Source organism: Sphingomonas sp. NCPPB 2930, from assembly GCF_042867205.1.
Classification (GTDB): Bacteria; Pseudomonadota; Alphaproteobacteria; order Sphingomonadales; family Sphingomonadaceae; genus Sphingomonas.
In genome coordinates this window covers 1-1,299 of record NZ_JBHZQU010000042.1, presented here as the reverse complement: position 1 = coordinate 1,299, position 1,299 = coordinate 1, and the positions used below count along the sequence as shown (strand labels likewise).

1 protein-coding gene is annotated in these 1,299 nt (G+C 36.6%); it reads right to left on the bottom strand.

The window, feature by feature from the left end:
* Positions 1-78 precede the first annotated feature (78 nt).
* A complete protein-coding gene (locus ACFX59_RS18210) occupies positions 79-1,182 on the bottom strand; it encodes a DUF6287 domain-containing protein (protein WP_387434460.1) in 1,104 nt (367 codons plus the stop codon).
* Positions 1,183-1,299 lie beyond the last annotated feature (117 nt).

Below are 1,299 nucleotides of genomic sequence, written 5' to 3'. Positions count from 1 at the left end.
ATACAAAATCCCTGCAATGAGTAATTGCAGGGATTTTCAGGTAACTAGAAAAACTTTGTAAGTATAGGGAATGTTGTTTTAGTCTATTTTGTAGTAGACAGCTTTTTCATCAGATGGATGTGTTTGAGTAATGATAATTCTAGTTTTACTTTTATCAGTTGGGTCTTCGATTGATACCATTTGGTTATTCTCAAATCGTTTCATAGGTATACTTGTTCCAGGGGGATATATTCCCATTGCAGCTCCTATAGGTCCTGAGCTGACACTAAAACCTATGTGTCCATCGCTTCCCATGCCTGACTGAGCTATCTGTCCTCCTTTTGTTAACCCATTCTTATTAAACACTATTTCATATCCTAGTTCATTCCTCCAAGTACCAGCTATGCTAGAGTAGTCTCCATGTAGAATAGCTTGTGTATCAATTTCTTGTGTTGTATTTTCTGTGTGCTTTTCTTCTGTGGGAGTCGTGATAAGTGTGGCATCAGTAGCAACCCAGAATTGAAATTTTTCAGAGTCTTCCATGATTTTGACTGTGAAAGTAACGGTTGCTCCTTCTTGCCATCCCTCAATCATAGATTTCTTAATTTGTACTTGTACACCAGTCATAGGAGCATTACTAGCTTTTACCCAAATAGTATGGTATGTATCTAGAGCTTTAAAATGTCCTACGTACGATTCCCAAAACTTTTGGCGTGTTAGTTCTGCTGTGAAGCGGTATAGTTGACCAGTATTTAATCTACCATCATTCTCCATATCTCGAAGCTCTTCGGCTGTCGTATCTATTATACTATCTTCAGTTGAGCTAGAGCTTGTGGTAGATGTGCTGGATGAAGAGCTGGATGATGCAGAGGAACTAGAAGTAGTAGAGGAGCTTTGTTGTGAAGATTGATTATCTACTGTTTCTATATTCCTATCTGACTGTCTAAAGAACAAAAATGTAACTCCTATAATGGTAAGAAGTAGAAGTGTAATTGAGGTTACAAGAATCCAAAGATTGTTGTTCTGTGGTAGAGGACAAACTACTACATGATTCTGATTCTGGTAAACTTCAACAATATCGTTTACTTTAGGGTGAAAAGTTAACTCATTGATAGGAACATTTAGAGTCTCATTTGTGTGGAGTCGAATGATAATATGTGTTTCTGAAACGTGAATAATTTGGTTATGTTTTTTATTTTTCATGTAGTATTAGTTCTCGTACATATAGGCAACCATGAGAGGTAGTGTTTTTGTGGATTTAAAGACCGTTTCATAACTTTGTCTTCCTTTTACTAGTCCGTACAATGTTATATGGTCATC

What these genes read in the sequence shown, in the direction of transcription:
- ACFX59_RS18210 (WP_387434460.1), bottom strand. Translation starts at nt 1,182, where the DNA reads ATGAAAAATAAAAAACATAACCAAATTATTCACGTTTCAGAAACACAT.